Here is a 24567-nt window from a genome sequence, read left to right as displayed (position 1 = left end):
TCATCGTTGGGCAACGGGCACCTCCGGGACGAACACGCCGCAGCCGAGGTAGCGCAGGGCACCGGCGATGACCGGGCCGCGTACCGGTTCGCCGAAGCTGATCCGGCAGTGCACCAGTGGTCGGGACGGCCGCTGCTTCGGCAGGGTGCCGCGCCGGGGTGCGCTGATCGCGCCGCGCAGCACCGGGGCGTCGAGCACGGTCACCGACGCCGGCCGGGGATAGCCGGCGGTGACGAGCCCGTCGGCGACGATGTCGGCGGCGCTGCGGCTGCGGTTCGGGAAATGGTCCAGCATCATCGGGCTGGCGGTCACCCATCGGTGTACGCCGGGCGGCGGCCCGGTCCACCGGTCGGCGCGCACACCCCAGGTCGTCGGCGGCTCAGCCGGGTCAGCGAGCCGCACCGGGCCGAACTGGTTGCCGGTGAGGGTCCGGATCGGGTCGTCGCCGGTGCGGCCGAACAGTCCGGCCAGCACCGCCCGGCGGTCGGTGTCGGGCAGGTCGGTGGGCAGCGCGACGGCGACGCCGAGCAGGTGTCCGTCTGCGTGGCGGTGGCCGATGTCGAGCAGCGGCAGGTACGCCAGGTGCGGTCGGCCGTCGGCGCCGTGCCCGCTGACCTGGGCCGGCAGCGGGTCAGCCACCCGGTCCATCACGGTGCGTCGCAGCAGGCCGGCGACCTGCAGGATCCGGTCGCCGCGGATCGGCACGTGCCCGCGCCGCACCGGCCACACCAGCAGCGTCCGGTACGGGCCGGTCGCGTCGGCCGGTGCTGGCGGCTCGTCGGGCTCCGGCGGTCTGCCCACCGCGTACGCGATCGACCGCGCGGTTTCCCAGGCCCGCTGCCCGTTGTCGTACGCGGCGATCAGCTGGTCGGTGTAGCCGGGGTACGGCACCCGCAGCTCGATCGACCTCGGCGCGCCGATGCGGGTCGGCTGGTACGTCGTCCACCTCGGGCGGTGCGGCACCTGCTCGTCGTGCACGGTGATCTCGATGTTGCCGGTGGACCGGCCCAGGTACGGCACCCGCCGGGCCAGCCGGGTCAGCCGCCACAGCACGCCGTCGTCGGGTGCGGCGGCCGGCCAGACGAAAGCGACCCGGTCGTCGGCGGGCAGCGCGCTGCTGCGGCTGCTCGAACGGTTGGTACGGCCGGGCCAGAACGTGCTGCCAGCGTTGGCCTCGGTCGCGTTGGTGACCACGAAGCCGCTGCGGACGCTGGTGTGCACGTCGGTCGGCGCGACCGCCGCGACCAGTGGTGGGCCGGCCTGCTCCAGCCAGCGCAGCGCCGCCAGGTCAGCGGACTCGGCCGGGCTGCCGCTGCCGTGCTCGACGGCGGCGACCAACGCGTTGAACAGGCGTGCTGGATGCGGTGGCCACTCCGCGTCGACGGGTGTGGTCGCCGCCGCGTCGTAGCGGGCCTGCCTCAGCCGTACGGTGATACTCAGCACCACCGGACCTACGCCTCTTCTGCCACGGACTGGGTGAGGGCGTGCCGGATCGCCTCAGCGAGCGGCTTGATCGGGGTGATCGCGATGACGTCGTCGTCCATCCGAACCCCGGCGGCGGCTGCCCGGCTGCGCAGCTCCCGGAAGGCTTCGATCGCCTCGGCCGTCGACACGTCGACCGGGTCGAGCGAGCCGCCGTCGCCTTCGAAGGAGACGGTCTCGCGATGGCGGGTCAGGTCACAGCCGGACCGCAGCCACAGCGAGGCCCGACCGAAGGCGAGCCGGTCGCCGACCAGGGCCAGGGCGGCGAGCGTCGCCCGAGCTGCGGTCGCCGCTTCGGCCGACGCGTCACCGAAGCGCAGCCGCTCCAGACCGGCCAGCGAGATCCAGCCGTACCGCCGGATCTCCCGCACCGTCACCCCGCCGTGCACAGTGTTGGGCGCGATGTGCCCATGCCCGATCTCGCTGAGCTTGCCGCCTTTGGCTTTCGTGCCCTCCGGCAGGAAACGCCAGTCGCGCTCGGCCTTGCCCTTGTCGTCGATGGCGCCGGTCAGGTTGACCGGGTCGACCTTGCCGGCCCGCCGGTCCCCGATCGACCAGTCGATACCGAACATCGACGACGAGTAGACGCGGGGGAACTTCGGCCACCGCCCCTTACGATGCGAATCCCAGGCCCCAAAGATCAACGAATACGGTTCCCGCTGGTACAGCGGGCGTACGTCGGTGGCCGAGGTCGAGCGTAGCGCCTTGCCGACCGGGCTACGGTCGAATCGCTCGCCGTTCACGTCGCTGTCGCGCAGGTAGGCGTCGGCATACCGGTGCGGGAAGTCCAACGAGGTCAGCCGTACGCCTTCCTCTTTCATGGTCAGCTCGAAGATCGGCAGGTCGAGGCGGCCGCCGTCGCGCGCCGCCAGCAACGCCTCCTCGACCCGGTTGGCCTGCGACGGCACCTGGTCGACGATGACGGTGTCGCACAGCGTCTCGTCGATGAGCCGGCGTTCGACCGCGTACGGCACCGGCTCCCGGCCTTCGCGTTGGGCGGCGGCCTTCTCCCGGTCGGGTATCGGGAAAGTCGGCGGCATGATCTTGCCGCCCGGCCCGCCCACCGGCTGGTACACCCCGTTGAACACGATGCCCGCATACGAACGATCTTCGTGAACCGCGTCGAGCAGGCGGTCAGCAAGCGACATCAGTGGCACTCCATAAGTGACGTGGAAAGTGATCGAGCATGTCTACCCCGTGGGTCCGACATTCTGTCGAACGGGGACAAGTCACTGCCCACCACAGCCGCTGCGCGGAGGCGCCACCTCGGACGGACCGCTGCGCCTTGCAGACCTCCGTCTACCTTGATCTCCAACGGCGCAGGTCAGTGACTGTTCGGCGACTAGGCCATTGCGCACCGTAAGCACCTCCCGCAGACTGGTACGACCTTCGCGACGTCGAGGGCGTTGACCGACCTTCTGGTGCTTAAGGTGGCGTCACGGCTGTGGATGGCATCACCGCTGGTGTCAACGAGCTGCTCGGCCTGCTCTCCGCGCTGCTGGCGGTCATCGCGGCGGTACTCGCCCTGCCCCCGTTGATCGGACGATGGCGCCGTGGCGGACAGCCGAGGCGCCAACCACCCAAGATCCTGCTGCCCTCACGCACTCAGCTCGTCGACCGTACCGACGAGGTTGCCCAGGTCCTGCAGCATCTCGACCGTGGCGAGTACCTCGTCTCCATTGAGGGCAGCATTGGTGCCGGGAAAAGTGCGCTGGCCACCGAGGTGGCCCACCGGCTAGCGCAGCGCGGCACCGGCCGGCAGAAGGCACGGGCATACGCCTCGCTCGTCTGGTTCGACGCGCACAACGGCGCGCTCGGCCTTGCCGATCTCGCTCGTACCCTCGGGTTGGCCGCCGGCGACCCAACTTTGTCTGCGGCACCAGCAGAGCACAAGGCAGAGGTGCTGCGCGCGTTTCTCGCCAGTCACCCGGCGGTACTGGTCATCGACAATCTGCGGCTCACTGCGACGGACGCCCACCACCTGGTCGACTTTCTACGGACCCTGCCGAGTGGATCCCTTGCTATCGTCAGCGCGAACACCCCGGGCCGGCTGCCGGCACCACGTGTAATGCTCCAGGAACTTCAACAGAGATACACAGAGGAGCTGCTGATCCGGGAGGCGACCCGCCGCGGCGTGACCGACATCCTCAACGCCGACCGAGCGACGCTGTCCCGGTTACACGAGCTGTTGGGAGGGAACCCGCGAGCGATCGAACTCTTCGCTCTGGCGTGTGCACACGAAGGCCGGAGTTTCTCGATCAGATTAGGTCAGCTGGAGGCCGGATCCACACAGCTGACTGACGCGTTGTTCACTGCGGTGTGGCATGACATCAGTACGACCGGGCGAAGCCTGCTGAGCGTTTGCGCATTCCTTAACGGAAGCGCGAACGCGGAGCAGCTATGCGTTGCTCTCAATCTGCCGCAGGGCGAGGTTGAGGACCTCGCGGAACGCTTGTGGTCGGACGGGCTGATCTCCTCACATCAGCGGCATGACACCACCTTCTATACCTGCTCGGCAGCGCTACGCCTGTTCGTGCTCAACCACACGTCACAGGAGGAGCTCAACGGAATCGCGACCTGCCTCGCCGACCACTTCATCAGTCGGTTCGGCCAGCACTGGGAGGATGCGTCCGGCGCTGAAGCCCACCTCGACGCCATCCGACTGCTCATCCGGGATCGGCACCACAACAGAGCGTTCGAGCAGAGCTTCAAGCTCTTCGAAGTCACCCTCGACATCTTCTTCACGCTGGGGCTCTTCGATGATCGGATCGACCTCGGCTGGGTGGCCTACCAGGCGGCGACGGCACGCGGGCAGAGCGAAGAACGCTCGCTCGCGTTGTCCGTGATCTCGTCGACGCATGCCATCCGGGGCGAAGAGGCAGCCGCTGCCCGTACCGCCGATCTCGGCCTCCGCATCGCCCGCGAGATCGGTTCGGTCAAGGAAATCGCACGTCAGCTCAGATGTGTCGGGTTTCAACTCTTCCGAGCCGGCAAGGCGGTCGAGGCGCTGGCTGTCGTCAAGAACGCCGGTGAGGACGCCGAGGAGATGGCCCGGTCCGTCGGCGACTTCAACAACATGATCGACATTCAGTCGCTGGTCGGGGCCGCCTACTGGCATCTGGGTCGAGTCGATCAGTGTGCACGGACCGTACGGCGGTTCCTCGACTCATGCGAAGAGCTGCCCTGGGAGCGGGGCAAGGCCTACGCGATTCGTGATCTCGCCGAAGTCACCATGATGGGTGGCGCTTTTCAGGACGCCATGCTGCTTCTCGATCAGGCACGCCGCATCGCTGTCAGGTACCGCGATGTACGCCAGTTGGTGAGAGTCGACCTGACAGATGCTCGCCTACACCTGTTCCAAGGTCGGATGATCAGGGCCAGGAGGTACGCGCTCCAGGCAGCGGCCGACGCTCACAGCTTGTCGCTGATCGGCGAGCAGGCCGAGGCGGAGGCACTAGCAAGGTACGCAGTCCGCGCCCTGTTCTGGCCGTGGTTGTGGCTTGTTGTGTTCCGGAAACCGAGAATCCGATTCACCGAAATGACCGTAGGTGGCGATTGAGATACACCGGGAGGGCTCAGAGCATGCCAGCTACAGCGGAGGAGTTGCGGTATCGCGTCAGTGTTGAAGATGACGAACTCGCAACGGTGGTGACGCAGCCGACAGGCAGGGCAGGCAGATGCATGGTGCTGATGCTGCACGGTGGACCCGGCGGCGAGAAGGACGGACCCGAGCAGCTGTACGCGAACCTTGCTCGGCAACTCGCCGAGCTTGGCATCGCGTCGGTGCGGTTCGACTTCAGGGGCTGCGGCGAGAGCACCGGCCGCTACCGCGACATGACCATCCGCCGGCAGGTTCATGAGATGCGCGCTGTGCGAAAGTTCGTCGACGAGAGATTCCGGCCGGGCGCGTGGGTGTTGATCGGCGAGAGTTTCGGGGCCACCATCGGCCTGAGCGACCTCGATCCGGCGTACAAGGCGATTGTCATGCTGTGGCCGGCCATCTGGCTGCTGGACGGCACCTTCGAGTCCTACCTGCACCCAGCCCACCTCGAAGTGGCAGAACATGAGGGATTTTCCGAGATCGACGGCGAGCAGATCGGCTTGGACTTCCTCCACGAACTACAACAGGTCGTAGATGTCAGTGCGCCGCTCGTCGGCCTCGCCACACCGGTGTTGTTCATTCACGGCACGGCCGACCGGGAGGTACCTTTCCAGCAGAGCGTGCGAGCGGCCGAGCTCGTCGGCGGAGCGAGGAAGGTGGTTGTCATCGACGGCGGCGATCATTGTCTGGAACGGCCGCACGAGAGAGAAATCGTCCACCGCGAGACGGTGACATGGATCGCGGCCCATCTCTGACAGTCGGAGCACTCTTTCTCGCACCCCAGCGGTCCTCGGCCTTTCCCACCATCCCCGGTCAACGCGGTGGCAGGACCGGCGAGGACCTCCAGTGGCAGCTGCGTCAGCACTTCGACGTGCGCCCGGTCGTGCTCAGGTCCGGGCAGTTCGGCAGTCCGACCGGCACGCTCCGGGCGGTCAGAGCCGCAGTTCGGGAACTTGGCGGCGCCGGCATGCTGCTCGTGGCGTTGGCCGGTCACGTCGTGCACTTTGACCGCAGGACCGGTGGCCTGGTTTCCCTCGTACTCCCGAACTCCGTGCCGGGTCGTCCCGGCAGTATGTTGCCGATGGCCGACCTGGTCGCCGGGCTGCACGGCTGCGACGCGACAGGAAGCGTCGTGATCTGCGCCGATCTCACCACCGCGCCGACCGGGAGCGCACCGCTGTCGCCGATACCCGGCGTGCACCTGCTGGCGTCCATCCCCGGGCCGGCAGCCGCAGTCGGGCACGCCTGCCACGACGCCCTCGCCGCCGAACTCGGCGACCTGGCCGCTTCCGGCGAGCTCCGGCCGCTGAACGAGGTTTTGCACCGTGCGGCGGACCGCACCCGGGCCAGCGGGGTAGCGGTGCATGTCAGCACCGTCGACCGACCGATCGTTCTCAGCGGGAAATACCCCGAAGAGCAGCTGCCCGACTACGTGCGCGAGGACCTCTACTCACCGCACGCAGGGTCGCGTCTCGACGCCGTCGCAGAACTGGCCACTCTCGCGCCCAGCAGCGTGTACGCGCGGATCTGTCTGCAGCGGGTTGCCACCCACGACACCGCCGACGAGGTGCGCAGCTACGCGGACTCCATGGACCGCCGGTCAGAGCAGCCCACGCTGCAGGAACTCCTCGACAACGGGCGGATTTCGGCCGCCGGGATCAGCGACGCACTGCACCGGCCGGCCCTGCCCGACTTCGTGTCCCACCCCGGTGGCGAGGTCGTCATCGGCTTCGACTCGCCAGACAGCAGGTTCAGCTCGTGCCGGCCCCGGCACCTGCTCCTACTCCCGCCGTTCGAGCTGGCCCGCACAGTGGTGACCAACCGCCAGTACCTGGCGTTCGTCGCATCCACTGACGGGCCTTGTCCCGGACACTGGGTCACCGGTGAGAATCATCTGTGGGATGAGCCCGACCTGCCGGTGGTGATGGTGTCCTGGCACGACGCCGTCCGTTACTGCGACTGGCTCACCCGACATCTGCAGGCCATCGGCCGGCTGACCGCAGACCAGCGCGTCGTGCTACCCAGCGAAGCCGAATGGGAGTACGCCGCCGGTAACGGGCGGGGCGATCCCTACCCGTGGGGTAGCGCCGCCGACCCTCACGGTCGCCGGACGAACATCCGCGCCACCGGCCTCGACGAGGTCGTCGCGCCGGGCCGGTTCTCGCCCCAGGGCGACAGCGCAGCAGGGTGCCAGGATCTGATCGGCAACGTGTCGGAGTGGACCCGCAGCAGGTGGGGCGCCTCCGGACGGCAACCGGAATACCACTACCCGTACCGGGCCGACGACGGTCGGGAAGCGAACGGCTCGTCGCCCGACGCGCGGTACGTCATCCGCGGCGGCGCCTACCACTACGGTACGGAGTGCGCCAACTCCTACACCCGCAACCAGATGCTCGCTACCCAACGACATCCGGCGACCGGATTCCGCGTCGCGGTCGTCCGGCGTACGGGATAGCCGGGCGACAGTGGGTGCCGACTCGTTCTCGGCCGAGGATCCTGTCCTGGGTCCTGGGATCTCCGAGGCCGTTGGATGGGCAGGACTGGTTATCGCCGAGGCTCGCGGCATGCAGTTGATCCAGCCGGACGGTAGTCGCGTCACCGATCTCATGGGTTCCGCCGGTGTCAACCTGCTCGGTCACTCGCACCCCGGCTATGTCCGGGCGATGGCAGATCAGTTGCAACGCTGGACGATCGGTGCCCACGGATCGGACGCCCGACGGGACATGGGGCGGCAGCTCCAGCGTCTGCTGCCTGAGCAGCTCAACCGCATCCAGCTCTACAGCAGCGGCAGCGAAGCGGTCGAGGCCGCCATCCGGCTGGCGAAGTCCGCCACCGGACGGTACGAGATCCTTTCGTTCTGGCAGTCGTTCCATGGCCGGACCATGGGCAGCCTCGCCCACACCAGCGGTGCCCGCAACGGCCTCGGCCCGCCGGTGCCTGGAAGCATCAGTGCCCCGTACGCCGACTGCGCCCGATGTCCCCTGCGCCTGTCCTATCCCAGCTGCGACTTCGCCTGCGTCGACCTGGCACGCGACGTCCTGCGGGAGCAGTCCAGCGGCGCACTCGCCGCCGTACTCGTCGAACCGGTGCAGGGCCGGGCCGGCAACGTGGTGCCGCCAGCCGGCTATCTGGCCCGACTCCGGCAACTCGCCGACGAGCATGAAGCGCTGCTCATCGCCGACGAGTCGATGACCGGCATGGGGCGTACCGGCGAGGTTTTCGCCAGCGACCGCCCAGACGTACGCCCGGACATCATGGTGCTCGGCAAAGGGCTCGGTAACGGCTACCCGGTGTCCGCAGTCTGCTCGTCGCTGGAACTCATGCAACGCGGACCGTTCGGCGCGCCCAGCGCGAGTTCGTCGAGCTACGGCGGATTCCCTCTGGCCTGCCGGGCCGTCGCGGTTGTCGCCGAGGCCGTGCGGGAGCAGGATCTGGCCGGTCGGGCGCGCCTGCTCGGCGAACGGCTGCTCGCTCGGCTCTCGGAATGCCTGGTCGATCTTCCACCGGTCGCCGAGGTGCGCGGCCGGGGCCTCGCGATCGGGATCGAGTTGGACATCGCCAACAAGGAGCAACTGCGCCACGTCTTCCACCAGTTGCTCAGCGCCGGGGTCCTGGTCATGACCGGAGGGCGTACGCTCCGGTTGTACCCGCCGCTGACCGCTGACGAGGCCGAACTGATGGCGGCTGCCGACACCCTGTCCGAAGTGCTCCGACGGCACTGGGACGAGCAGTGATCAGAGTCGCGGTGGTTGGCTACGGCCGCTGCGGCGAGGCCCATGCACGCTGCTATTCCGCCATGCCGGACGCGGCTGTCGTCGCGGTCGTGGACTCGACTCCGACGAGGCGACGGATCGCCTGTCGCCACCACCCTCACGCAGAGGTCGTCGGGTCGTTGACCGAGCTCAGCGCCGAGGTCGACCTGGCGCTGATCTGCACCCCGCCGAGCAGCCACGAGACGTACATCGAAGAGTCTTTGCTGCGCGGTGCGCATGTCTTCTGCGAAAAGCCCGTCTTCCTCGACCCGGTCAACGGCCGACGACTGATCGACCTCGCCAGCGCTCGGGCCCGGATCATCTTCCCTGGACACAACTACCTCTTTGCGCCGGTCCTGAACGCGCTACGCGAACAGTGCTCACCAGCACGCATCGGTCGGCCGCAGCGGGTCGAGATCACCATCGACCGCACCCGGCCTGCCCCCGGCATCTCGGACTGGCGACCCGGCTGGCGCAGCGACCGTGGCGTCGCAGGTGGCGGAATCCTGGTCGATCACGGCGCACACTGCGTGTACCTCACCGAGTGGCTCTGCGACCGGCAGATCCGCCAGGTGTCCTGCCGGATCCGGTACGGCGCTTCCGGCATCGATGATTGGAGCGAGTTGCGGCTACGCCTCGGCGGCGGTCTCACCGCGATGGTCACGCTCGACTGGCGTGCGGTCAGCAGACGGACCGCGTACCGGGTCATCGGCGAGTACGGCACCGCTGCAGTCGTCCTCGACGGCCAGTCGGGTGCGGTGCCTGGCGGCCGGGTCACCGGACCGGTCCCGGCTCAGACCAGGAACGGTCACACCCACGCTGACTGGATGCCGGAGATGGCTCGCGAGGTACTCCGCCACGTCGTCTCCGCAAGCGATGTACGGGCGCTGGCTGCGCCCGCGCTGACCGTCGCGGAGGTGATCGCCGCCGCCTACGCCTCCGCCCGAGCCGGCGGTCGGTGGCATTCGGTCGGCACCCACGATCGCGCAAGGACGGACCTGCCACACCAAGCGGGTGCCAGGTGGCGAGCAATCCGCTCGGGCAAATCATCGCCGTAAGGCCGATCTGCCACCGATGGTCGGGTGCCTGGTCTCGGGCGACGTTCCTGCCCAGGATCGGGACCGGATAAGCGTCTGGCATGCCTTAATCGTCACTGATGGACGTACACGGGTGGCCGCCTTCAGCGCCGCAAGCGCTACCTCGAGAACACCAACCACATGGTGTTCGCGAACCACTTCCACGAAGGTGAGTGGGAGCGTGCCGACCCCACTCGGGATCCCGTTGGAATCCGTCCCGACAGATGAGCCGTCGTCACAGGCGAGGGGGCCGAAGTTGTACGCAGCGTTACCGGCCGGCGGGCTGGTATGCCTTCGGGGTTGATGCCACAGGTGCATCTTGATGCACCTGTGGCATCAAGACTGTGGCGACACCTGCCCCGGGAGCCATGACGAGCGGCACGCCGCCCACCCGCACCTGCGACCGGCGGCGGCGAGCAGCCGGCCGCGCTGCGGTCGGCATCGACGGTTGCCAGGCTGTACCGTGGCAGAGCCGCCTTCAGTCCGCATTGGAAAGTGGGAGTACGCTTCATGGCCACACCGACCGTGGATGCCCCTGATCCCAGCCGACTAAGGCGAAAGATCCTCATGCCTCTGTCCGTAGTGGTGTTCGTCGCGGTGGTGACCGCCGGTGCGGCTGTCGCCCTGCAGATGCGAGGTCAGCCGGACGCGACCGCAACCCCCACCGCGCCGTGCATCGGCCCGCCGGATCGAGCGACACCATCGGCGGCAGAGGAAGCGACAGCCACTGCCGCGCCGGACGGCAACGGGCTCGACGTGGTCGAGTCCGGCTTCACCCAGCTCGGCAGCAGCTCGGCGCCGATCACCCGCAACTCCATGGTCAGCATCGGCACCGTCGTCGCCAACACGAGTACGCACACCGCGCATCGTGCCCTGGTGACCTTCCACGTCCTCGACAGTGCGGGTGAGTCCGCAGTCCTCACCACGATCCTCGACCAGCCCCGGGAGATCCCGGTCATCCTCCCCGGCGAACGCGTCGGCGTGGGCGGCCAGTTCTGGATCCGGTCCGAGGACGGCCAGCGGGTCGAGGTCGCCCGGGTGAACGCCACCGTCTCCGGCGCGACCTGGACCGCGACAGCGACCGCAGACACGCCAGATGCGACCCGGGACGCGGCCGTAGACGCTGCGGCAACCACGGCCGGCGGAATCACCACCCGGCATCTGGAGACCCGGCGGCACGGTACGGACCAGATCGACGCCACGGTAACCTACGAGGTCCACTCACCGTACTGCCGAAAGTGGACCTCAGTCGGCACCAGCGCGGTGTTCCGCGACGACGCCGGCACGGTGGTCGGCGGGGGCTTCGACCCCGCCGTCTCGCCGCACGCCTGCCTGCCCGGCCGGCACCCCGGGTCGACGCTGCTGCCGAGCAGTCTGCCGCCGGCCGCGGCCGACACCCGGACCGAGGTCTACCAGCACTGCGCGCCCCCTGACGACCCGCAACAATGATCAACGGAGACGGTCTGAACATGCTGCACCACGAACGCCTCGGCAAGCTGCTGCCCACCGCCGCGATGGTCGGCGTACTGGCGATGCTGGCGGCCTGCTCACCGGAGCCGTCGACATCCGACGAGGCAGCCGAGTCGCCGGCCGGTTCGGGCGGGCAGCCCGCCGGATCCGATCCGGTGTCGGGCCAGCATCCGCTGCTCGCCGCCACGCTGGAGATGGACCCGCAGGTACGTGCCGTCGTCGGCCGGCTCACCGAAGCATGCCTGCGCGACGCCGGCATCGACCGGTTTCCCGCCCAGCTCCCGGCCGGGCTTCCCGGGCCGGCGGTCGTGCCACCGCAGCAGTCACCGACGCTGGACGAGGCAGAAGCGAACGGGTACGGCATCCGAGCTGCCGAGACCGCCGGCGAGGCCGATGCCAATGCCGGTGCGGGCGCCACCACCGAACGGTTCACCTGGCCGTCACCGGCCGAGGAGCGCCGCTACCAGGAGGCGCTGACCGGTGCCGCAGACGGCGAGACGCTCACCGACGACGCTGGCAACCCGACGCTCGGCGGCTGCGTCGGCGAGGCCCGGTCCGCTGTGTACGGCAAGGTCGCCGCGCCGCCGAGCCCGGTGACCGTGATCGACGAGGCGGCACGCGCCGGTTACGCCGCCGATCCGACCGTGACCTCGGCGACGGCCGCCTGGTCGGACTGCCTCCAGCAGGCCGGCCAACCGCAGCTGCTCGACCCGGCGGACGCCCGGCGCTTCGCCCAGTACTTCCACTACCCGGTCGGTGAGCGGCCGGGCGGTCCGGTGCCGGAGGGCGGCCCGTGGCCGGCCGAGGTGGCCCGGGAGAAGGAGATCGGGCTCGCCGTCGCAGACGCCGGATGTGCCGACCGGACCGGCCTGCGTGAGGCGCAGCGGCTGGCGTGGGAGAAGGCGCTGGACGCTGCGGTCGACCGGCACGGTACCGAACTGTCCGGATACCGGGATGCGATGGCCGCCGCGCTGCGGCAGGGCCAGCAGGCGATCGCCGACTGAGCCGTACCGGAAAGTGACGGATTGACGACAGGAGCTCAGCAGACTGATCATCCTCACCTAGAGTCACCGCAACCTCCCTGCACCACCTACGGAATGTGTCCATGTAGTACGTTGGGGTAACCGCGGCAGTCCATCGGCTCAAGAGTGGGGAACAGGCGCGCCATGCCCGCATCGATCCGGCTCCGGCCAACCGTGCCGGCGGCGCTCGCCGTCGTCCTGATCGCGGCCGCCGCCGTCACCGCCGCCTGCTCACCCGACTCGGAGCCCGACCCGGCAGCGTCCTGTATCGAGGCACCCGACGGCCCACTCACCGGCACCGCCGGCCCGTCCGCCGAGGCACCCGACGGCGGCGGGCTGCGGGTCGTCGAATCCGGCGTGACGATCGTCCCGCCGGTGCGTCGACCCGGCTCGGCGACCGCGAGCATCGGGGTGATCGTCGAGAACACCAGCAGGTACGTCGCCTACCGCACCCGGGTCTCTTTCGACGTGCGCGACGGCGCCGGCGACACCGTCGTGGTCGGAGACGGCGGCGGGACGGTGCTGCTGGAGGTGCCGTTGCTGCTGCCCGGTGCCCGGTCCGGCGTCGGCACCGCCGTGTACGTCGACGAGGCGGCCGACGCCGCCGACCGAGTCGAGGTGGACACCACGCTCGGTGCCACCACCTGGGTCGAGCACCGGCCGGACGAGGTCGCCGGGGTCACCACCACACACGACCGCACCACCATCGTCGACGCGGAGTCGCATAGTGGGATCGTGTACTACCGGATGGCGTCGCCGTACTGCACCGGCCTGTTCACCCGGGGCGTCGGCACCATCTTCCGGGACGCCACCGGCCAGATCGTCGGCGGCAGCATCGACGGCGACAAAGGACCCGGCCGGTGCGGCACTGACCAGCGCGAGCAGGTGACGTACATCGACACCGGCATTCCGTCAAACATCGACGACTCCCGGACCGAGAGCTACCCCTACTGCGACTTCGGCCCCGCGCCCAGTTCGCCGGGGTGGTCGACGGCAGCTCCCTTCAACTAACCGGCTGGCAGGGTCGGCCATTCGACGGGCAGATGGAGGATCACGTGACGAACAGTGAGCCCAACAGCGGCAGCAGATTGGGCGCGGACCTGTACGGGCTCTGGCGTGCCGGCCGGGACAATCTCCCCACCGTGGCGGCGGTCTACTCGGCGGCCGGTGACGCTCTCGATGCTGCCGCCGTCGGCGTCGCCGGGGCGTTCGTCCGCTCAGGCAATCTGCCCGGCGTGCCGTACGGTCCGGCGTACCAACCGTGGGTCGAGCTGCACAACATCCTGGCGAAGATCTGCCACGACACGGCCGACAACATCGAAGCGACGGCGGACGCACTCTGCGTCGCAACCGTCGAGTACGCCCGTGCCGACTACGAAGCGGCCAGTGAGTTCGCCCGGTTGTTGGAGGTCAACGGTGAGCCGAGGGCCGACATCGGATGAGCTTCGACAACCTGATGCAGCACGCGTACGAGATCCAACAGCAGGCGACGTTGAAGGCGCTGACCGAGTCCGGGGCGCGCCCGGCAGCCCCGGCCGGTGAACCGCAACTGGCACCGCGGCACGGCGAGCAGGAGACCCGCCAGCGGGTCGAGCAGATGTTCGGCGACATTCCGGAGCTGTTCCAGGCGTTCGCCGAGATGCCTGACCCAGCAGCGTTCAGCAGCCGGATCAGTGTTGTCGACCAAGCGCTCAAGCAATTGTCGTCGGGATGGATCTCCGAGGATCCAGTGACCCGCGCAAGCTACCGCGCCAACCACGATCTCGACGAGATGCTTGACGCGGAGAGCCACATCGAGAGCTGGACGGGTCGGGCCGCGATGGAGTTCAAGAGCAACTTCATCTCCCCGTTCCCGTCGATCGTCTACAACCAGTTCATGGGGATCGCGGTCCTCAGGGCGGCGCTGGACGCGGAGCGGGAGATCTGGGTCCGGGCGCGCGACGACATCGACAAGATCGCCCACGACACGATCACCGCGCTGGACCGGATGGACGACTGCGGCAAGAACGAGTGGGTGATGACCTTCACCGTGGTGTCGTCAGTGGCGGCGGTGGCCGGTGTGGCGCTCGCCCCGGTCAGCTTCGGGCTCTCGCTGGGGTTGACCGCTGTCGGGGCCTCGTCACAGGTGGCGGCTGCCGGGGTGCCCGACGACCCGCCGGCGGTCCGGTTCCAGGGTGAGACGGCGCCGGCGGTCGTCGACTCGATGCGCGATGCGATCCGGCTGCTGCACGGCTACATCGGCGAGCAGGAGCAGAAGATCGCCCACGCGCTAACCAGCTGCTGCCAGGCCGTGGCGCAGCAGCGGGACAGCTTCGTCGCGAAACGGCCGGCGCTGGCCGACGCGACCCAGTCAGACGTGACCGGGCCGCTGTTCATGGGCTACTCGACCTGACGGCGACCGCCCACCTCGACCGCCCCACCTCGACCGTTTAGCTCGACCATCCACAACGCCTCTCCACACACCCACTTCGACGACACAGACTGGGGGAACGGATCGTGGGACTGCTGGCCGATCGACTCGACAACATGCACGTGACGGCGCTCGCGCCGGGCGGCGCGATCTCCGGTGAGCTGCGCGGCCGCGACTGCGTACGGGTCGCCTTCGCCGCCGGCCGCTACCAGTGGCTGGACGAGCGCTACGTCGAGCAGCAGTTGGCCGGGCTGGGCCGGCTGTTGTGGGCAGGCAGGATGAAGGCGTACTGGGCGGCGGTCAGCGAGGCGCTCGGCACCCCGGTGTCCGGCGAGGACCCGCCGGTCGGGCCGCGCGATATCGACTACCAGTCGGCCCGGGGCGGCATCGTCGCCGAAGGCCGGTCCGACGACGGTTCGGTGCAGATCGAGGTTCGCGGGATGCGGGACTGGACGGTGCGGATCGTGCCGGGCAGCCTGCGCCGGTTCCGGGAGGACGAATTCTCGGTACGCGTGCAGCAGGCCGCCACCGCACTGATCCGTGACCAGTTTGCCCAGGTCCGCTCCTTGAAGGACACCATCTACGGTACGGCCGGATAGTCCGGCCGGCAGGGGTGTGACCGCCGTCAAGTTGCCGACATGGTTTCCGCTTGGCCTGCACGGGAACGCCAAGGATCGATACCGTGGTCAGGGGAGGCAGTCATGCCGGTTGCAGCGGGCACCAGTCCGGTGGCGGAGTCGACGGTCGGCGCGTGGATCGCCCGGTGGATCGTCGGCGCGTCACTCGGGCAGATCGTCTTCGGCGGCACGGTGCGGCTGGTGCTGGCGGTCCTGATGGGGGCCTTGCTCGGCGGTCTCGGTGTCTGGTTGCTGATGCGGCACCGGGCCGCCCGCCACCCGGACCAGGCCCGTGCGGCCCAGGCACACTCGGAGCAGGCACACTCGGAACGGATCAGACCGAAGCGGACCCCAGTGAAGCAGGCTGCGGGGCCGCGGATCCGCTATTCACCGCTGGCGCCGCCGGGCCGGGGCCGCCGCTGAGCCAGGCCGGCACCTGAGCCAGGCCGGCACCTGAGCCAGGCCGGACCGTCGGCGCTGCCGGCCTACGCGTGCTGGGCGGCGGCTGAGGTCCGGGCGCGCGGGCGGACCTGCTCCCGGGCCTCGGGTGCCAGCCGGGGCGGCCAGCTGCCGGGCACCAGGACCCCGCAGTGGTACGCCCAGGCGACCAACGCGGTCCGGTTGGTCACTCGCGCCTGGCGCAGCAGCGCGGTCACGTGGTACTCGACGCCCTTGCGGCTCAAATGCAGGCTGGCGGCCAGCTCGGCGGTCGAGGCGCCACCGGCGAGCCCTTCCAGCACCCGGGCGCCGACCTCGGTCAGCTGCGGGCGGCGTACCCGGTTCTCCGGGGTGAGCAGCACCAGCACCGAGTCGGCCGGCGGCTCCGTCCCGCGGACCGCCACGGCGGTGATGTGGCTGGAGGCGAGGCGGCCGTCGGTGGTGGTCACCTCGGCCAGGCCGACGAAGTGCGGGTACGCGTCGGTCAGCAGGATGCTGAACCGGTGGCGGAACCAGGCCCGCCGGTCCGGGTGCAGCACCAGCTCGAACGGGCGTCCGGCGAGCTGCGCGCCCGACCAGCCGATCCACCGGGTCAGGCCGGCCGAGACGCGCACCACCCGGCCGTACCGGTCGAGCTGCAGGGCCCGGGCGTCGGGCCGGAGCCGGAGCCCACCGATCAGGTCGGGGTCGGCGCCGGCTGCCAGGCCGGGTTCCGTACGGGCAACGCTGGTGATGCTGGCAGTCTCCACAAAAGGTACGTTGCCCGGCTCGACTGCTCATTCGGCAGTCCATTTTCTGCTTGCTTCGACCCGGTTGTTGCTTGCTTGGGCCCGGTTGTTCCCACTTCAGGCCCGGTTATCGCGCACTGTAGTTGAAAAACAACTCGCTGCGCATGGCCCAGTTGGTCGGTGCGTACCCACCTGATGCGCCGTCATCGTGTCAGCCGAGCGCCGGCCGCTCCACCTGTTACTGGGCAGTACCCCGGAAATGTGTCCCGAAGGGTGTCACCGACGAGGGTGTCTCGCACGTTGCCCCCGGCGGCGACGCGGCACCCGGTTACCCTCGGCGGGACCAACCCGGGCCTGGAAGGTGACGATGACGACCTCAACGACCGGCGACCGGGCCGACGCCGCCGCCACCCCCCTGGTCCGGATCGACGTGTGGTCCGACGTGATCTGCCCCTGGTGCTACATCGGGAAGCGACGGCTGCACACCGCGTTGGAGCAGTTCCCGTACGCCGACCGGGTGCAGGTGCGTTGGCGCAGCTTCCAGCTGGACCCCACGCACGGTGAGCCGCTGCCGGTGCCCGAGATGCTGGCCCGCCGGACCGGCGGGTCACCGGCCCAGGTCCGGGCGATGACCCAGCGGGTCAGCGAGTTGGCCGTCGCCGAGGGCCTGACCTACGCACTGGACCGCGCGGTCTCGGTGAACACCTTCGACGCGCACCGGTTGAACCAGTTCGCCTCGGCGAACGGGCTCGGCGGGCCGCTGCACGAGCGGCTGATGCGGGCGCACCTTGCCGAAGGCGCGGTGCTGGACGACCCGCAGACCCTGGTCGGGCTCGCCGTCGAGGTCGGCCTGGACCGGGCCGACGCCGAGCAGGTGGTCCTCGGCGACGGGTACGCCGCCGAGGTTGACGCGGACGCCCGGGCCGCCCGCCGGCTGGGTGCCACCGGAGTGCCGTTCTTCGTGCTGAACGACCGGTGGGGGGTCTCCGGGGCACAGCCGGTCGAGACGTTCGCGTCCGCGCTGCGCACCGCCCACAGCGCGGCGGTGTAGCCCACGGGCGGGTCAGCTCGCCTGTTGACGGTCGCGGCCGTCCTCCCCGGCGGATCGTTGGCCGCCGCCGGGCTCCGCCGTGCGGGCCTGCTCGGCCACCGCCGGCGGCGCGGCCGACGGCCGGTGTGACCGGTAGGTCAGCCACAGCGCGGCGATACCGGCGATCGCGGCGGCGACGCTGGCCAACTGGTCGGCCAGCGACGGGCCGATGCTGACCACGACGACGACCAGCAGCACCAGGGCGAGCGTGCCGAGGCCGGCGGTGCGCAGGAACTGCCGTACCGCCGGTCCGGCGTCGCGGAGCACCAGGACGGCGAGAAGTTCGAGCACGATGATGCCCGCCATCACCAACAGCGGGACGTGCCATGGTTCTATCTGCACGACGTACCTCTCCGGACCGTGCCGCCGGCCCCGGGGTCAGGCCAGCGCACTGGCCATCTCCGTGGTGAACTGTGGCGACAGGTCCTGGTCCTCGTAGAGAAACCGCTCGACATGCTCCTTGACCACGTCGGAGAACCGTCGGTAACCAGGGTGCACCGGCCGGGGCAGCGAGTTCTCCACCGCCTCGCGCACTCTGACCAGGTGCGGGATCGAGGCCCGCAGGTTCGGGTCGTTGTACGCGCCGATCGCGGTCGGCGCGATGCCGTGCGAGGCGAGGATCTTCTGCGCACCTTCGCTGGTGGCGAACGAGATGAACGCCAGGGCGCGGTCGACGTAGCGCGAACCGGCGACGACGGCCAGGCTCTGGCCGCCGAGGATGCCCTGGCTGAGCGGGTCGACCCGGATCCGTCCGGTTGCCACGTCCCGGTTGCCGGCAAGTTGCAGCTTGCGGTACTCGACCGGCCAGCTGCGCAGGTACCGGATCGTGGAGTCGGCCGCGCCGAACGCCTCGAGTGACTCGGGCTCGCCACCGGATGTCAGCACCTTTCCAGCGTCGATCGCGTCCTTCAACGGCTTCAGCGCGGCCTTCCACAGTTCAAGGTCGGTGGAGATCCGGTCGGCGGGCCGTTCGACACCGGGCGTTCCCGGTGGTTTCAGTACGGCGGGTCGCTCGGCAACGGCGTGTTCCAGGACGTTGACCACGAACGCCTCGTAGAACGCCGATACGTTGGGGCGCAGCTGGCCGACGAACTGCTGCGACCCGTCCGGGATCGTGGCGAGCAGGTCGGGCAGCCGGCGGGGCGGCGCCTCGGTGGAGTCGCCGTCGAGCCGGGTGAACAGCATGCCGACGTCGGTGTTGAACGGCGCGGCCCAGTACACGCCGGGTTCGTCGGGCACCCGGCTGACCTGGTCGAGGGGGGTGATGAGTTGCCGCCCGCCGGTCGGCGGGATCTTCTCGATCAGACCGTTGGTGGCGAACTCGGGCACGTCGACGATGTCGAGGTTGAGCAGGTCGGCCTCACCGGCGGCGGCCTTCTCCAGCATGATCCGGCGTTCGTCGCCGGAGCCGCTGTCGATCGGGTCGACCCGTACGATGGTCTGCGGGTTTGTCTCGTTCCACATGCTCACCAGCAGGTCTCGGGCGCCGGTCGGGTCTCCGCCTGTGGACAGTCGCAGCTCGACGCGCGATTGCAGTCGGCCGCCGGGGGCGGCGTAGGTGGCGACCGCGGCCAGGGTCCCGGTGGCGATCACTCCGCTGAGGAATGAGCGCCGGTTGTACGGCGCCGGGTCGGACATGGGCGTACGCTCCCTCCGCCGCCGATCACGGTGACTCCCACCACGATCGACGAACAGCGATGGTTGTGTACGTCACACTACGCTTCTGCGTCAAGGCTGTTACCCAGCGCGGTCAGGGTGACCACGACGGATACGCGTCGAGACGGGATGCACGTCAGGACGGCAGTCGCATCGTCGACATGAATGTGGGCAGCAGCCACGGCCGCCGACCGCCGACCGCCACCTTGCGGGCGAGCGCCGCCCGCAGCCGGCCCACCCGGCCGAACAGCATCAGGTTGAACGTCGCCGGGTCGTAGCGCAGTCGTACGTCCGGCCTCGGGTCGACCGGCTCCAGCAGCACCCGGCCGTCGACCAGCGCCAGGGTGGTCGGGCCACCGGTACGCGGGTGGAAGGTCACCGAGATCCGCCCGGTGCGGACCGGCCGGTCGTGGTCGAGCAGCCGGCCGTAGCCGCAGCGCGTGACGCCAGCCAGGAAGACGTCGACGAACAGCGCCGCCTGGTGCGGGTCGGTGTGCCAGCGTCCGCCGACCGACCGGGCGATGTCCCAGGCGTGGATGTTCATCTCGTTGAGCAGATGGGAGTAGAGACCGGCGACCGGCAGCTGGGCGGCGCCGAGCCAGCTCACCTCGTGATCCGGGTCGGCCGCGTCGGCCAGCCGGGTCAGCTCCGCGACGTCGGCGCGCAACCGGGCCGACAACGCCGGCACGTCGCGCTCGGTGAACTGTGCCAGCACCCGCCGGTTCATCTCGGCGACGGTGTCGACCGTCGTCGTCGCCCGCAGCTCGTTGATCTCCGGCACCGGCAGGTTCGGGACACCGCCGGTGACCAGCGCGATGTCCATCGCGGTGATGGTGGCCAGATGGGCCATGGTGTCGGCGAGGCTCCAGTGGGCCGTCACCGGGTGGGCGGCGGGCACGCCGTCCACCAGGGTGAGCAGCCGTCGTAGCACGTCTGGAGCGGAGGTGGCGGCGGACCGCCACTGGTCCGAGGTGACCGGCATAGCTCAATCCTGGCCGTTGCCGGTGTCGCGGAGTTGTCGCGGATTGCCGTCTTGGGCGTCATCCGCGTCGAACGGCACCGAGCGGGGCAAGATCTGAGAGGACAGCAGCTCCCGCCGCACAAATGATCGGCGCATGACCATCTCCAGGAGTGGGTCTCCACAGCCCCAGATCATCCCACCGGTGTCCGGCTATCCGGCCCCGGTCTCCCGGACCCGGATCGTGCTGCTCGGCGCCGCAGCCGGAGTGCTGCTCGCGGTGCTCTGGTCGTACGACTTCGTCGACCACGTGATCGGTGACAATGTCGCGAACGCACTGCTCGGCCACGACGCCAAGGCGACCGCGATCGGCGGCACCGGCGCCGGCCTGGTGTTCGCGTTCGTGACCGGGCTAGCCGGCACCTTCACCGCCTGTAACGTGGCGATGGCCGCGTCGATCGGTCCGATGAGCCAGGCCAGCGGCGGCGCGGCGACCCGCGCCGGGCTGCGCAGCCTGCTGCGGCCGATCGGCTGGCTCACCCTCGGCATGGTCGCCGTCGCCGGGGCGTACGGCTTCATCGGGGTGCTGCTCGGCGACCGGCTGCCGCAGCTGTCGACCGGCTCGGTCGGCGGGCTGCCGGTACGCCTGATTCAGTCCATGGTGGTGTTCGGGCTGATCGGGCTGGCCTTCGCCTACCTCGGGCTCGCCGCGATCGGCGTACTGCCGGATCCGTTCGCCCGCCGCCCGGTGGCCCGGGTGGTCACCCTCGGTGCGCTTGTCGGCGGCTTCCTGATCGGCCGGCCGTACCCGCTGTTCAACAAGCTGTTCGTCTGGGCGGTGGACAGCGGCAACCCGCTGTACGGCGCCGGCGCGTTCATCCTGCAGTCGCTGGGCAACATCGTCATTGTCTCGGCGGTGTTCGCGCTGCTCGTCATGGTCACCCGGGGCGGGCTGATCCGCTGGCTGGCCGCCGACCCGGCCCGGACCGCCGCAGTCACCGGCGGGCTGCTGATCGCGCTCGGTGTCTTCATGGTCGTCTACTGGGACGTGCGGCTGCCGGCGATGTTCGACTACGGCTGGTTCCCCACCATGCCGTACAACAGCCGCTGACCTGCCGGCGGCCGCAGTGACCGGGTGACGTGTGCGCAGGGTCAACCGCCGTATCCGTTGGCGGCCACCTGCTGCGCCCGCTCGGCGTAGACGCCCGGGTCGGCCGGCAGCACCGTACCGAGTCCGTCCACGTAGCGGTTGAACATGCAGAACGCCGCCGCGATCAGCACCGTGTCGTGGACTTCCAGGTCGGTGGCGCCGGCCACTCGGGCGGCGTCGACCAGCGCGGCGTCGACCTGCCGGCCGGACCGGGCGACGGCGCCGGCGATCTTCAGCAGGGCGCGCAGCTTCGGCGTGATCGCGGCGCCGTCGACGTCCACCTGGACCGCCTGCACCATCGGCATTCCACCGTCGAGTTGCTCGGCGGCGAACGCCGAATGCGACGCGGAGCAGAACGAGCACTCGTTGCGCTCGGACACGTACGCGGCGATCAGCTCGCGCTCCCCCGGACTCAGCGTCGGGTGCGGCGCGTGCAGCAGCACATCGGCGAGCGCGCCGAGCGGCGCGGCGGTCTCCGGCCGGTACCGGAACAGGCCGGTGATCCCCGGGTGCTCCGTCTCGTCCAGACCAAGATCGATGTATGCCATCCGGCGCCCTCCTGCGGCGGTCGGCCGCCGCCGGTCGGCGGCCCGGTCCCACAGGGATGATGCCGGGCCGCCGGCCGGCGCGGTTCTTCTAAAGTGCCCGGTCGGTCGCACCACCCAGGATCAACACGCACAGCGATGAGGTGGGCACGCTAGCGGATTGCTGCTGGCTCAGAGCCGGTGCCACGATCGCCGCATGGCTGACTTGGACAAGCTCCGGCGCGCTGCGGGGGGCCAGGCGACGGAGATGGTACGGCGACTCGGCACACTGGTGGCCGCCGAGTCCCCGCCGGGCGCGGTCCGGCTGCTGAACGACTGCGCCGACCTGCTCGATGCCTGGGGCAGGGAGGTCTTTGGCCGACCGGCCCGGCGGATCGTCCGCGACGGGCTGCCACACCTGCTCTGGCCGGCGGCCGATCAGCAGGTGTTGCTGCTCGGCCACTACGACACGGTCTGGCCGGCGGGCACCGTCACCGACTGGCCGTTCACCGTGTCCGGCCCGATCGCCACCGGGCCGGGGGTGTGCGACATGAAGGGCGGGATCGTGCAGCTGCTCGGCGCGCTGGCGCTGCTGCCCGACCCGTCCCGGGTCGGCCTGCTGCTGACCTGCGACGAGGAGAGCGGGTCGCCGACCTCCCGGCCGCTGATCGAGCAGCAGGCCGGCCGGTCCGGGGTGGTGCTGGTCGGCGAACCGAGCAGTGAGGACGGTGGGCTGAAGGTGGCCCGCAAGGGCGGCTCGGTCTACCGGATCACCGTCCATGGCCGGTCGGCGCACGCCGGCGTGGAGCCGCACCGCGGGGTGAACGCGGCGGTCGAGCTGGCCCATCAGGTGCTGGCGGTACGGTCGTTGGCCGCCGACGGCACCACGGTCACACCTACCGTGCTGCACGGCGGCGTCATGACCAACCAGGTGCCGGAGACGGCCGAGTTCAGTGTCGACGTACGGGCCTGGACCCGCGATGAACTGCACCGGGTGGACCGGATGATCCGGACGTTGCCGACGCGGCTGGCCGACGCCACGCTCGACGTCGACGGCGGGGTGAACCGGTACCCGCTGCCCGAGTCGGTGGCGGTGCCGCTGCTGGAGGTGGCCCAGCGGGTCGGGCAGCGGATGGGGCTGCCACCGTTGGTCGGGGTACGCGCACCGGGCGCGTCCGACGCGAACTTCACCGGGTCGATGGGCATACCCACCTTGGACGGCCTGGGGGTGGTCGGCGGCGGGTCGCACGCCCGTAGCGAATGGGCGGACCTGTCACAGATGTCGGACAGGACGGCATTGCTGGCTGCGATGATCATTGACATTATGGACGATCGTCGGCTTAGTGCACTATCGACGTCACGGGACCACGCGCCCACCGGTTAGGCTCCGGACGGCCGGACCGCGGCCGACGTCGAGCCAGCCGTGGAGGTCGCTGCCGCAATGAGTCCGACCAGCCGACAGCCGGACATCGCCTCCCGGTACAACGCCCCCCGGTTCGGGGTGGAAGAGGAGTTCCTCGTCGTTGACGCGGGCAGCCGGGCCCCGGTGCCGCGCGCCGCCGAGGTCGTCGCCGGCGCCACGTCCCGGCTGCCCGGTCGGGTGGCCGGGGAGATCACCCCGCTGCAGGTGGAGACCCGCACTGAACCGTGCGTCGGGCCCACCGAGCTGGCGGCTCAGCTGGCCGAGGCCCGCAAGGTCGCCGGCGGGTGCGCCCGGGAGCGCGGACTGCGGCTGGTGGCCACCGGTTCGGCCGCCGTCGCCGGGCCGGTGCCGCCGCCGATCACCACCGGTCCACGGCAGGACCGGGGCGTCGAGACGTTCCGCGGCCTGCACGACGACCTGGCCATCTGCGCGTTGCATGTGCACGTGGAGATGCCTGACCGGGAGCGGGCGGTGCAGGTCGGCAACCATCTGCGGCCGTACCTGCCGGTCCTGCTGACCCTCACGGCGAACTCGCCGTTCTGGGACAACCGGGACTCCGGCTACGCCAGTTGGCGGACGATGACCTGGCCGCGCTGGCCGGTGGCCGGTCCGCCGCCGAAGTTCGACTCGGCGGCCCAGTCGCCGACGCCGCGCTCACCGTCGAGGAGACCGCGCTGTACGCGGCCGTGGTCCGCGCCCTGGTGACCCGACTGTCGGCGCTGGTCGAGCAGGGGGTGCCCGCGCCCGACGTACCGGACGAGCTGCTGCGGGTGGCGTACTGGCGGGCGGCGCGCGACGGGTTGGACGGCGCCGGCCTGGACCCGGGCACCGGTCGGCTCCGGCCGGCCGCCGACCTGATCGGTGACCTGGTCGCGGCGGTGGAGCCGCAGCTGCACGCCCAGCACGCCCACCGGATGGTGGTCGACGGGGTGGACCGGCTGCTCGCCGACGGCACCGGCGCCCGCCGGCAGCGGCTCGCCGCGCGGCGGCCGGGCGGGCTGGCCGCCGTCGTCGACTACCTGGCCGAGTGCACCTCCAGCTGAGCCGACAGGTACGGGACAACGGCAATCCAGGGCAACCACCGTGGCCTGCGGTGGGTGATCCTGGAAGCACAGCCCGACCGGTCCAGGAGGTCCCCGTGCAGAACGTCGCGACGGTCCCGTTCCATCT

General features: G+C 70.0%; 24 protein-coding genes. 17 read left to right on the top strand and 7 right to left on the bottom strand.

All coding sequences use genetic code 11. The annotated features are described in order from the left end of the window. Entirely contained in the window at nucleotides 1-1443 is a 1443-nt protein-coding gene (csb2, locus tag O7543_RS25290; protein WP_281551585.1) for a type I-U CRISPR-associated protein Csb2, read from the bottom strand. A gap of 8 nt (nucleotides 1444-1451) precedes the next feature. Next, nucleotides 1452-2630, bottom strand: coding sequence for a type I-U CRISPR-associated RAMP protein Csb1/Cas7u (cas7u, locus tag O7543_RS25285; RefSeq protein ID WP_281551586.1), 1179 nt, complete (start codon nucleotides 2628-2630; stop codon nucleotides 1452-1454). Nucleotides 2631-2926: 296 nt separating this feature from the next. Here cas7u and O7543_RS25280 point away from each other — a divergent pair, with 296 nt between their 5' ends. The 12 genes from O7543_RS25280 to O7543_RS25225 all read left to right on the top strand — a co-directional run bounded on the left by O7543_RS25280 (nucleotide 2927) and on the right by O7543_RS25225 (nucleotide 15853). After that, nucleotides 2927-5041 (top strand): ATP-binding protein, encoded by a 2115-nt coding sequence (locus O7543_RS25280; protein WP_281551587.1) that lies wholly within the window; start codon nucleotides 2927-2929, stop codon nucleotides 5039-5041. A gap of 122 nt (nucleotides 5042-5163) precedes the next feature. Then, nucleotides 5164-5838 (top strand): alpha/beta fold hydrolase, encoded by a 675-nt coding sequence (locus tag O7543_RS25275; protein ID WP_281551588.1) that lies wholly within the window; start codon nucleotides 5164-5166, stop codon nucleotides 5836-5838. Nucleotides 5839-6164: 326 nt separating this feature from the next. Next, the gene (locus tag O7543_RS25270) at nucleotides 6165-7538 is read left to right on the top strand and encodes a formylglycine-generating enzyme family protein (RefSeq protein ID WP_281551589.1); all 1374 of its coding nucleotides are present in this window, start codon (nucleotides 6165-6167) and stop codon (nucleotides 7536-7538) included. Nucleotides 7539-7548: 10 nt separating this feature from the next. Continuing rightward, the gene (locus O7543_RS25265; protein ID WP_281551590.1) at nucleotides 7549-8817 is read left to right on the top strand and encodes an aspartate aminotransferase family protein; all 1269 of its coding nucleotides are present in this window, start codon (nucleotides 7549-7551) and stop codon (nucleotides 8815-8817) included. Further along, nucleotides 8814-9893: a Gfo/Idh/MocA family oxidoreductase gene (locus O7543_RS25260; protein ID WP_281567272.1), complete on the top strand. Its 1080-nt coding sequence runs from the start codon at nucleotides 8814-8816 to the stop codon at nucleotides 9891-9893. Before O7543_RS25265 ends, O7543_RS25260 begins: the two co-directional genes overlap by 4 nt. A gap of 585 nt (nucleotides 9894-10478) precedes the next feature. Then, the gene (locus tag O7543_RS25255) at nucleotides 10479-11360 is read left to right on the top strand and encodes a hypothetical protein (protein ID WP_281551591.1); all 882 of its coding nucleotides are present in this window, start codon (nucleotides 10479-10481) and stop codon (nucleotides 11358-11360) included. Then, a complete protein-coding gene (locus tag O7543_RS25250; RefSeq protein ID WP_281551592.1) occupies nucleotides 11357-12385 on the top strand; it encodes a hypothetical protein in 1029 nt (342 codons plus the stop codon). The genes O7543_RS25255 and O7543_RS25250 overlap by 4 nt, the downstream gene beginning before the upstream one ends. Before the next feature lie 162 nt (nucleotides 12386-12547). Further along, the gene (locus tag O7543_RS25245; protein ID WP_281551593.1) at nucleotides 12548-13414 is read left to right on the top strand and encodes a hypothetical protein; all 867 of its coding nucleotides are present in this window, start codon (nucleotides 12548-12550) and stop codon (nucleotides 13412-13414) included. 44 nt (nucleotides 13415-13458) lie between these two features. Continuing rightward, a complete protein-coding gene (locus O7543_RS25240; protein ID WP_281551594.1) occupies nucleotides 13459-13845 on the top strand; it encodes a hypothetical protein in 387 nt (128 codons plus the stop codon). Next, a complete protein-coding gene (locus tag O7543_RS25235) occupies nucleotides 13842-14795 on the top strand; it encodes a hypothetical protein (protein ID WP_281551595.1) in 954 nt (317 codons plus the stop codon). The genes O7543_RS25240 and O7543_RS25235 overlap by 4 nt, the downstream gene beginning before the upstream one ends. Before the next feature lie 104 nt (nucleotides 14796-14899). Next, nucleotides 14900-15412: a hypothetical protein gene (locus O7543_RS25230; RefSeq protein ID WP_281551596.1), complete on the top strand. Its 513-nt coding sequence runs from the start codon at nucleotides 14900-14902 to the stop codon at nucleotides 15410-15412. 102 nt (nucleotides 15413-15514) lie between these two features. After that, nucleotides 15515-15853, top strand: a complete 339-nt coding sequence (locus tag O7543_RS25225; RefSeq protein WP_281551597.1) for a hypothetical protein — start codon at nucleotides 15515-15517, stop codon at nucleotides 15851-15853. A gap of 62 nt (nucleotides 15854-15915) precedes the next feature. Here O7543_RS25225 and O7543_RS25220 read toward each other — a convergent pair whose 3' ends face one another. Beyond that, nucleotides 15916-16617 (bottom strand): LuxR C-terminal-related transcriptional regulator, encoded by a 702-nt coding sequence (locus O7543_RS25220; RefSeq protein WP_123603638.1) that lies wholly within the window; start codon nucleotides 16615-16617, stop codon nucleotides 15916-15918. Between the two features lie 346 nt (nucleotides 16618-16963). Here O7543_RS25220 and O7543_RS25215 point away from each other — a divergent pair, with 346 nt between their 5' ends. Further along, nucleotides 16964-17647, top strand: a complete 684-nt coding sequence (locus O7543_RS25215) for a DsbA family oxidoreductase (RefSeq protein WP_281551598.1) — start codon at nucleotides 16964-16966, stop codon at nucleotides 17645-17647. Nucleotides 17648-17659: 12 nt separating this feature from the next. On the opposite strand, the gene O7543_RS25210 is transcribed toward O7543_RS25215, so the two are convergent. The 3 genes from O7543_RS25210 to O7543_RS25200 all read right to left on the bottom strand — a co-directional run bounded on the left by O7543_RS25210 (nucleotide 17660) and on the right by O7543_RS25200 (nucleotide 20324). After that, the gene (locus O7543_RS25210; protein WP_281551599.1) at nucleotides 17660-18028 is read right to left on the bottom strand and encodes a hypothetical protein; all 369 of its coding nucleotides are present in this window, start codon (nucleotides 18026-18028) and stop codon (nucleotides 17660-17662) included. Between the two features lie 36 nt (nucleotides 18029-18064). Continuing rightward, complete coding sequence (locus O7543_RS25205) at nucleotides 18065-19324, bottom strand: extracellular solute-binding protein (protein WP_281551600.1); 1260 nt, start codon at nucleotides 19322-19324, stop codon at nucleotides 18065-18067. Between the two features lie 154 nt (nucleotides 19325-19478). Then, nucleotides 19479-20324 carry a hypothetical protein gene (locus tag O7543_RS25200; RefSeq protein WP_281551601.1) on the bottom strand — a complete coding sequence of 282 codons (846 nt, stop codon included), beginning with the start codon at nucleotides 20322-20324 and terminating at the stop codon, nucleotides 19479-19481. A gap of 181 nt (nucleotides 20325-20505) precedes the next feature. On the opposite strand from O7543_RS25200, the gene O7543_RS25195 reads away from it, so the two are divergent. Next, nucleotides 20506-21411, top strand: a complete 906-nt coding sequence (locus O7543_RS25195; RefSeq protein WP_281551602.1) for a hypothetical protein — start codon at nucleotides 20506-20508, stop codon at nucleotides 21409-21411. A 41-nt stretch (nucleotides 21412-21452) separates the two neighbouring features. Here the strand turns inward: O7543_RS25195 and O7543_RS25190 are convergent, their stop codons facing one another. Then, the gene (locus O7543_RS25190; RefSeq protein WP_281551603.1) at nucleotides 21453-21998 is read right to left on the bottom strand and encodes a carboxymuconolactone decarboxylase family protein; all 546 of its coding nucleotides are present in this window, start codon (nucleotides 21996-21998) and stop codon (nucleotides 21453-21455) included. Nucleotides 21999-22191: 193 nt separating this feature from the next. Here O7543_RS25190 and O7543_RS25185 point away from each other — a divergent pair, with 193 nt between their 5' ends. From O7543_RS25185 to O7543_RS25175, 3 genes are read left to right on the top strand one after another with little or no spacing between them, the layout of a single operon-like run. Continuing rightward, on the top strand, nucleotides 22192-23358 hold the full coding sequence (locus O7543_RS25185) for a M20/M25/M40 family metallo-hydrolase (protein ID WP_281551604.1): 1167 nt from the start codon (nucleotides 22192-22194) through the stop codon (nucleotides 23356-23358). Between the two features lie 57 nt (nucleotides 23359-23415). Then, nucleotides 23416-24102 carry a glutamate-cysteine ligase family protein gene (locus O7543_RS25180; protein WP_281551605.1) on the top strand — a complete coding sequence of 229 codons (687 nt, stop codon included), beginning with the start codon at nucleotides 23416-23418 and terminating at the stop codon, nucleotides 24100-24102. After that, nucleotides 24099-24440: a hypothetical protein gene (locus tag O7543_RS25175; protein ID WP_281551606.1), complete on the top strand. Its 342-nt coding sequence runs from the start codon at nucleotides 24099-24101 to the stop codon at nucleotides 24438-24440. The genes O7543_RS25180 and O7543_RS25175 overlap by 4 nt, the downstream gene beginning before the upstream one ends. Nucleotides 24441-24567 lie beyond the last annotated feature (127 nt).

The sequence above is a fragment of the Solwaraspora sp. WMMA2080 genome, from assembly GCF_027497395.1.
Taxonomy (GTDB): Bacteria; Actinomycetota; Actinomycetes; order Mycobacteriales; family Micromonosporaceae; genus Micromonospora_E.
Note: the sequence above shows the minus strand (reverse complement) of the source record. Positions and strands in the feature narration are given on the sequence as shown.